10 protein-coding genes are annotated in these 7,388 nt (G+C 32.2%); 4 read left to right on the top strand and 6 right to left on the bottom strand.

Annotated elements, in window-relative coordinates; all coding sequences use genetic code 11:
* Window positions 1-133 precede the first annotated feature (133 nt).
* Window positions 134-664: a DUF6431 domain-containing protein gene (locus ACTNDN_RS24260; protein WP_353964065.1), complete on the bottom strand. Its 531-nt coding sequence runs from the start codon at window positions 662-664 to the stop codon at window positions 134-136.
* Window positions 665-776: 112 nt separating this feature from the next.
* On the opposite strand from ACTNDN_RS24260, the gene ACTNDN_RS24255 reads away from it, so the two are divergent.
* From ACTNDN_RS24255 to ACTNDN_RS24245, 3 genes are read left to right on the top strand one after another with little or no spacing between them, the layout of a single operon-like run.
* Window positions 777-1,373, top strand: coding sequence for a hypothetical protein (locus ACTNDN_RS24255; RefSeq protein ID WP_231512569.1), 597 nt, complete (start codon window positions 777-779; stop codon window positions 1,371-1,373).
* Window positions 1,370-2,134, top strand: coding sequence for an IS21-like element helper ATPase IstB (gene istB, locus ACTNDN_RS24250; protein ID WP_031538415.1), 765 nt, complete (start codon window positions 1,370-1,372; stop codon window positions 2,132-2,134). The genes ACTNDN_RS24255 and istB overlap by 4 nt, the downstream gene beginning before the upstream one ends.
* A gap of 36 nt (window positions 2,135-2,170) precedes the next feature.
* On the top strand, window positions 2,171-2,494 hold the full coding sequence (locus tag ACTNDN_RS24245; protein WP_031538414.1) for a hypothetical protein: 324 nt from the start codon (window positions 2,171-2,173) through the stop codon (window positions 2,492-2,494).
* A gap of 585 nt (window positions 2,495-3,079) precedes the next feature.
* On the opposite strand, the gene ACTNDN_RS24240 is transcribed toward ACTNDN_RS24245, so the two are convergent.
* The 3 genes from ACTNDN_RS24240 to ACTNDN_RS24230 all read right to left on the bottom strand — a co-directional run bounded on the left by ACTNDN_RS24240 (window position 3,080) and on the right by ACTNDN_RS24230 (window position 4,040).
* Window positions 3,080-3,268, bottom strand: a complete 189-nt coding sequence (locus ACTNDN_RS24240) for a hypothetical protein (protein ID WP_031538412.1) — start codon at window positions 3,266-3,268, stop codon at window positions 3,080-3,082.
* A gap of 98 nt (window positions 3,269-3,366) precedes the next feature.
* On the bottom strand, window positions 3,367-3,738 hold the full coding sequence (locus tag ACTNDN_RS24235; protein WP_035416550.1) for a hypothetical protein: 372 nt from the start codon (window positions 3,736-3,738) through the stop codon (window positions 3,367-3,369).
* Window positions 3,739-3,794: 56 nt separating this feature from the next.
* Window positions 3,795-4,040 carry an SHOCT domain-containing protein gene (locus ACTNDN_RS24230; protein WP_031538410.1) on the bottom strand — a complete coding sequence of 82 codons (246 nt, stop codon included), beginning with the start codon at window positions 4,038-4,040 and terminating at the stop codon, window positions 3,795-3,797.
* A 153-nt stretch (window positions 4,041-4,193) separates the two neighbouring features.
* Between ACTNDN_RS24230 and ACTNDN_RS24225 the strand changes: the two genes are divergently transcribed.
* The gene (locus tag ACTNDN_RS24225) at window positions 4,194-4,397 is read left to right on the top strand and encodes a DUF2933 domain-containing protein (protein WP_031538409.1); all 204 of its coding nucleotides are present in this window, start codon (window positions 4,194-4,196) and stop codon (window positions 4,395-4,397) included.
* Window positions 4,398-4,847: 450 nt separating this feature from the next.
* Here the strand turns inward: ACTNDN_RS24225 and ACTNDN_RS24220 are convergent, their stop codons facing one another.
* Window positions 4,848-5,531: a response regulator transcription factor gene (locus tag ACTNDN_RS24220; protein WP_031538405.1), complete on the bottom strand. Its 684-nt coding sequence runs from the start codon at window positions 5,529-5,531 to the stop codon at window positions 4,848-4,850.
* The gene (locus ACTNDN_RS24215) at window positions 5,528-6,919 is read right to left on the bottom strand and encodes a sensor histidine kinase (protein WP_231512568.1); all 1,392 of its coding nucleotides are present in this window, start codon (window positions 6,917-6,919) and stop codon (window positions 5,528-5,530) included. Before ACTNDN_RS24215 ends, ACTNDN_RS24220 begins: the two co-directional genes overlap by 4 nt.
* Window positions 6,920-7,388: the final 469 nt, after the last annotated feature.

Below are 7,388 nucleotides of genomic sequence, written 5' to 3'. Positions count from 1 at the left end.
GAAAACATTTAGAAAACGGATACAAAATTAGAAGTTTTACTTTATAAAAAGGGAGCTAAAAAAAACTCCCACAAAAACTTGACTCAATCTGTGGGGAGGCTATTATTTTTTATTGTCACCAAATATGGTAGAATTAATTTGCCATAAAGTATTTTGATAAGTGACCCCAGGACCTTCGCAAGAAGGTTGATTCGCCAAAATCGAGGATCATTTTCAAGTATTTTATGGTTTCTTTATTTTTATCTGGGGACATCCCCCCTTTGAAACCAATATCAATAAAGAAACTGTGTATCCACTGTAATTTTCTACTGAAGCGAATTAGATAAAACCTTAATAATTGTCGACTGCCGTTAGATTTTTTCTTCTCTATAAATTGTTTGATCCGGTTTAAAACCGTTTGAATGGTATGTTGAAAATAAGGGATCAAAAGGTCTGGGAGAATGGAAAAACTCACTCTACACCCGAGACATTTTAGCCGACATATAGGAATCCTTAAAGTTCTATCCTCCGAGATTCCATACCTCCAATAATAGCCATTTCTTTCAAGGTTCCCTTGGGATACACACTTACAATTTGGACAAGTATTGAATGTTGGAAATGCATTCGATTTCCCCCTTGCCGCATATTCCTCCAAACTTATTCCGAAATCATGAGAAATGATCATAAAAAAACTCCTCCCTTTGAATATGCAAAAAATTTAGCATATTACTTAGGAGAAGTATAGATAGTAGTCTGTAAGAATTTGAAAAATATAACTGCAATTTAGAGGAATTAATGTGACAGTTTACAACAATGTCATAAAATATAAATCTAATCGTTATTCTCTACCCTTGGGGACTTATCGTCCAAGGGGAGAGAATACGGTATATATAGAAATTCAAGAGCAAGAACTTGTGATAAGAAGAGAAACGCAGGGAGAAGTCTTAGCAAGACATCCCCTATGCCATGGAAAAGGGGAATTAATTAAAAACAGACAGCATACAAGGGATCGTTCAAAGGGAATTCAAGCTTATAAGGAAACCTTGATTCGTCAGTTTAAAGATCAGGAAAAGGCAGAAAGATTTATATATGAGATAGGAAGCCGTTATCAGAGATATATACGTGATCAGCTTCAAGTCATTCAAAGCACCATTAACCATTATCGAATAGTAGTAGACGAATCCTTAGCTGTTTGTATAAAGGACCAGTTATGGAGTGCAAATGACCTTCGGGATGTGGCACAACATTTAACCCGGTTAAAAGAAGCAAAAGCCCCGAATCCTTCCTCGATTCAAGGAACAAAAAATAGTCATATCAACACCGCATTAAAAGCCACAGCAGCAACAAGGGAAATGGACGACTATATCAAGATACTAGGTGGTGTTTTACAATGACTCAAACGGTACATAACTTACAGGAGTATTTTCGCCAAGTGAGAATGACGGAAACAGCAAATGAATTACCTGTGATACTTCGTAACGCAGAAAAAATGTCCTGGACCTATCAAGAGTTCCTGCAGGAACTTCTTATGTACGAGCTAAAGCGACGTGACGAAAAAAACATAGAAAGAAGATTAAAGTGGGCCAAGTTCCCTTATCATAAGAAATTGGATGAATTTCATATTGAAGAACAACGATCGTTAAGTACTCGTCAACTTAACCAATTAAGGGAACTGAATTGGTTAGATCAACAATATAATTTAATTTTATTAGGACCTCAAGGTGCTGGAAAAACCCATATTTCCATTGGACTAGGAATAGAGGCCATTCAAAAGGGTTATAAAGTTACCTTTTCAACCATGGGTGAACTAGTACATCTCTTAAAAACCGAAGAATATATAAAAAAGTCTCAAAGCCAGCTTAAAAGAATTAGGGAATCAGATTTAGTTATTATTGATGATTTAATGTATATGGCTATTGATCAACGGGAGGCTAATTTGTTCTTTCATCTAGTAAATCATTTATATGAGCGTAGTTCTATTATATTAACCTCTAATAAAGGACCTGAAGAATGGGGTGAATTGATGGGAGACCAAGGAATTACCATGGCTATTTTGGATCGGATACTTCACCGAGTTGAAGTCATACAACTTAATGAAAATGACAGCTACAGGCTTAAACACCGGACTGCTATTTTTGAAAATGAATCTGTTTAAATCGAAACAAAACTAGAAATTGGAGGATGAAAGAGATTGAATACATTGACCGTACAAGAGACAACTAATCTTATGCATTCATATGGAATCAAATGTGATAGGGCTAACGTAGAGCAATGGCTCGATGAAGGGAAACTTAAAGGAAAGATAAGTAAAGAGACTTATATGATTGAAGAAGAAGATGTTTATAACTTCCTAGACTTCTATAGGTGGGAAGGAACAGCCTATGAAAGAGGAATTGACGATAAGACAAAGATTAGCAGATTATTAGATGAAATTAAATATTTAAAACAGCAAGTAGATGAATTAGAAGAGGAAAATACAAAACTTATGAGTCAACTCGATATTTTACCTTATTAAAATAAACAGGATACCTCCCCATCCTATCGCCAAGATGGGGAAATCTAAACAAAAGTGTTCAAAGTTAATTAGCAAAAAGTGTTCAAAACTACTTGACGGTTACACTATTTTTAATAGAGACCATTATAACTATAAAAGTCAGCTATATATTTTTGATGCTTTATATCATAAGAATAGAAATTATCGGACTTTCCAAAATTGATAACAGAAATAAAATACAACTCTATTTAATTTTGAAGAAAAATATACAGTGGTTTCTTAATAGTATTACTGTTCTACGAGGAACGTTTTCCTTTTTATAGTATATTTGTTTTCTTTATAATCATAAAAAAAACCATATCTTATCAATAATATTTGCATATCTTTTTGAGAAAATCCTTCTTATAGAAATTAAAAAGGAGAATTTACTAAAATGGATATAAAAAAACTATTAATATTTATATGGATCCTTTCTATTGTCTTTTTTATTATTCTGTATTATATAAAATATTCTTAGTTTTAACATACCATAGGGATTACAATAGAAACTCCTAATCCCTACCCAATCATTCCTTTATTCTCCTATAGATGATAAATTGTAACTATTTATAAAATATTTTTAAGTTTGATATATTCTTCTGTTGATATTTGTCCTGATGCATATCTTAAATCTAGTACTCTTCTTGCTCCATTGGTATCTGGACTTTGTCGAAACTGAAACTTGTTAAGTACTTTTTGTAGTTCTCCAGTTTTATAAAGATAAAAGCCAATAGCTAAAATGAGTAATAAAACCACTTTTTACCTCCTCCAGACATTTTTATATGTTATATCATACGTAGGCTAAGAATAACCGGCCTACGTATCTGTTTCTAGTAAATACTTGAAACTATTTATTAGAAATTACTACTTTGTGATGCACCACCTGTTCCATGCATACTTTTATACATTTCTTCTAGTTCCTTATTATCTAAGTTCGGATGCATTTTGCTCATTAATGGCTTCATTTGTCCAAAGTTAATATTTCCATCTTCCATGAATTTTTTCATCTCATCTAAGTCTACTCCCTGTTCTTCCATGTAATTTTGCATATCGTCCAAATTTCCAGTTCCCATCATATTTGCCATTTGATCATAATCAATTCCTAGTTCTTGCATCATTGAAGCCTGATTAACAGGAGTATCTTTAGCAGATGCTATATATAAGCCAGTTCCTCCCGTTACAATAAATGCTGCAGCCAAAGCTCCAATTAATATAGTCTTTTTCATCATCATACACTCCTTATTTATAATAGATTGTTAAATTTTTAAATTTACATCCGTCTTTATAGTAGATATTTCTTGATTTGTTCGAACTCTTCTACCGTAATTTCTCCACTGGCAAGTCTTGATTTTGCTATTTCAAACGCTTCTAAATTATGTGCAGGCTGTACCGCCATCATATTTCCATTTCCAGTATTTTTGTGGTTATATGCCAAATAAAGAAGTACCCCTATAACCAAAATGACTATGATCATCATGAATGACCCACCTCCCATTCCAAATCCTCCAAAATATCCAGGTCCCATCATTACTATTTCCTCCTTGTATTATTATCTACACTCTTAACATACCTTCAAAAGATGAAGAAAATATGAAGCTTTTTAAATGATTTATTTCATTTTCTCCATAAAATCTCCTTATTTTCTTAGTATGATTTTAAAAAAAGATTAGGAGTGATTTTAATGGAATGGTTATTATTGTTGCTTTGCCCACTTATGATGATTTTCATGATGAAAGGTATGGGTGGTCATGGGCACAAGCAACATGGTCACGATTCACACTCTTCGGAAGTGTTGGATAAAAAAATGTCAAACCTAGAATTAGAAAATGAAAAGCTGCGAAAAGAAATCGACTCTCTTTCAGCCATGGTGAAAAAGGAGTCATAAATCAAAAATCCGTTGCCCATAGAAAGACAGAGTATTTTTGGATTTCTTAGCACATGGAAGTAGCCATAATTATTATTTGGTTCAGACGGTGAAAAGGTTATGCAAAATATCGATATGCAGAAAAGGATACAGGAATCCTATGATGGATCATTGTATCCTTTTCTGCATATCTACTTTTATTAAACAACAATATACTAATTATATTTGTCCCTATTTTTCCTTATAATTAAATATATCAATAAGATGATTCCTATGATAATAAGTAAAATCCAAAATATTTGACTAAACCAGAATGACATATGATTAACCATCATATGCCGCCCCATCATCATCCCCATTGGTCCGGGCGTAAACCAAATCATTTTTAGTACAAAAAGTAAAAAAATAATCCCGATTAGTATGAAGAAGCTCAATATGATTATTGGCCATAGCCGTTTCATTTTCTCACCCTTATTCCACTTTATATCCAATACCCCAAACGGTTTTAATTGACAATTTATCAATACCTGAAGCTTTTAGCTTTAGCCGTAAATTCTTAACGTGCACATCTACCGTTCTATCTTCCCCCATAAACTCAAGCCCCCAAATATGTTCCACTAGTTGTTCTCTTGATAATGCTTTTCCCCTATGTCTAATAAAAATTTCTAAAAGATCAAACTCAGTTGGAGTCAGATTAAGCTTTTGATTTTCATAAGTAACTTCTCTAGCTGTAAGATTTAAAATAACTCCTTCATATTTTAATACTTCATGTTGATCCATATTTTCCTCTTGATTATGGGCTCTACGCAGCAGAGCATTTACCCGTGCTAATAATTCTGCTTCATCAAATGGTTTTACTAAATAATCATCAGCACCACTAGACAAGCCAGTGACCTTATCTTGGATCGATCCCTTAGCAGTTAACATAATAATTGGAATATTTGATATTTTTCTTACTTCCTCAAGCGTCCTCCAACCATCCATAATGGGCATCATAACATCTAAGATCATTAGATCATAATCATCTTTTTTCACTTTTTCAAAAGCATCCTGTCCGTTGTCAGATTCATCTACTTGATAATTATCCTGAAGTAAATAAATTCGCAATAACTGTCTCATTTCAAATTCATCATCTACAATTAATATTTTCTTCATCGGTTTCTCCTAGATTTATTTTCTTGATCAATGGTTAAAAATATCGTGAAAATGGATCCTTCGTTTTCTGTACTTTTTACGGTAATAGTTCCACCATGGGATTCGATGATTTGTTTAACCACATATAATCCTAATCCGGATCCCCCTGTTTTTCTTGTACGGGAAGAATCAACCCGATAAAAACGTTCCCAAATTCTTGGTAGATTATTTTGAGGTATACCTATTCCAGTGTCTTTTATTTCTATTCCAATCAAATCTCTTTTAGAAAAGGAACGAACTGAAATCCCTCCAATATTTGTATACTTAATTCCATTCTCTATAAGGTTATAAAACACTTGTTCCATTCTTCGGATATCTACATAAAGAAGAGGTAAATCCTCTTCCAATTCACCCCATAACTCCAATCCTTTTTTCTCTGCAACGGGCTTCAGATTGGAAATAATTTTTTCCATTATGTCATTGATCGAGGTCCATTCTTTCGTTAATTCAAACTTTCCTGTCTGCAGTTTGCTCATCTCAAATAAATCATTTACTAAAAAAGAAAGCCTATTTGTCTCTTTGTTAATAATTTGCAAGTATTCTTCCTGTTCTTCTCTATTTTTTATGATACCTTTACTTAACACATCACTATACCCTTTAATATAGGTTAATGGCGTTCGAATTTCATGTGATACAGCCGCCAAAAAGTCATTTCTACTTTCTTCATAATATTGGAGTTGTTCTCCCAAGGTTTGAATGGAATTTCCAAGTTGAGCAATTTCATCCCTACCATGAATAGGTACTTTTTGCTTATACTTTCCTTCAGCCATTTTGAGGGTTGCCTCTTTCATTGTTAAAAGAGGCTTAGTAAATACCCGCGATAAAATTCCAATGAGTCCAAATGCAACTAACATTATCCCTAAACTTGAAATAAAGCTTAATAAACTCATGACAAAAATAATTTCCTTAATAATAGAGGAAGGGTAGTACATATATACATATCCTTGATTTTCACCAACAGGAGAAACGGAGACAATATACTCATGGTTTTTCCAATCATTCTCTATAACCTGTCCTGTACTGATTGGTTTGTCCAAAAAAATATGATCAATTATATCTTCATCAAGTTCAATAGATGAAGATATAATTTGATATTGATTATTGGTAATTAGAATTTTAGTAGATACTCCCTGCTCCATTTGAATGGCATGATTAATTGTAGATTTAGTAAATTGTTTCTCTAAATTTTGCGCATGGTTATTACCTTTTGCTACTAAATCCTGTTCGATATAATCAGTAAAAAAATTAGTAAAAACACCATATAAAATAAATCCCAATATTAAAAGCAACGAAAGAAATATGGTACTAAACCATAAACCAAGTTTGAAGGAAATACTTTTAATCTTCACTTTAAACGATTACTCCTTCGAATATCTATTTGAGTAGTCTTAAAATAGGTATTAATTTTTTCATTATTCTTCCAGATAAAGATGTAGTTATAATTTACTTAATTATAAAAGAAGAAAATGGAGAAAATATGAAGTTTACACATCATATTCAAATAAAAACGAATAAGAGAACCTTTATGATCAAACATTTCTATTTCTGTTCTTTTAATATACTAACTCAAAACAAGCTTTACAATTTTTTTAGAACTATAAGACGCAAAAAGTCTCATTAGAATAAAAACTCATTTTTTCTGCAATGTTTCTACAAACTTTTTTTGTATAATTTCTTTAATATAAGTTTCTCAAAATGGAGGTGAAGTATATGAAAAAGATATTAATTCCTGAATTATTCATAGAAAATCATTAATTGGTTACAATCGTTATTCCAATAAGCTTTTTTGTTAAATGTTAATTCACTTGATAAATGAAA

It is taken from the genome of Niallia sp. HCP3S3_B10 (genome assembly GCF_052064465.1).
In the GTDB taxonomy this organism is placed as follows: domain Bacteria; phylum Bacillota; class Bacilli; order Bacillales; family Cytobacillaceae; genus Niallia; species Niallia hominis.
Note: the sequence above shows the minus strand (reverse complement) of the source record. Positions and strands in the feature narration are given on the sequence as shown.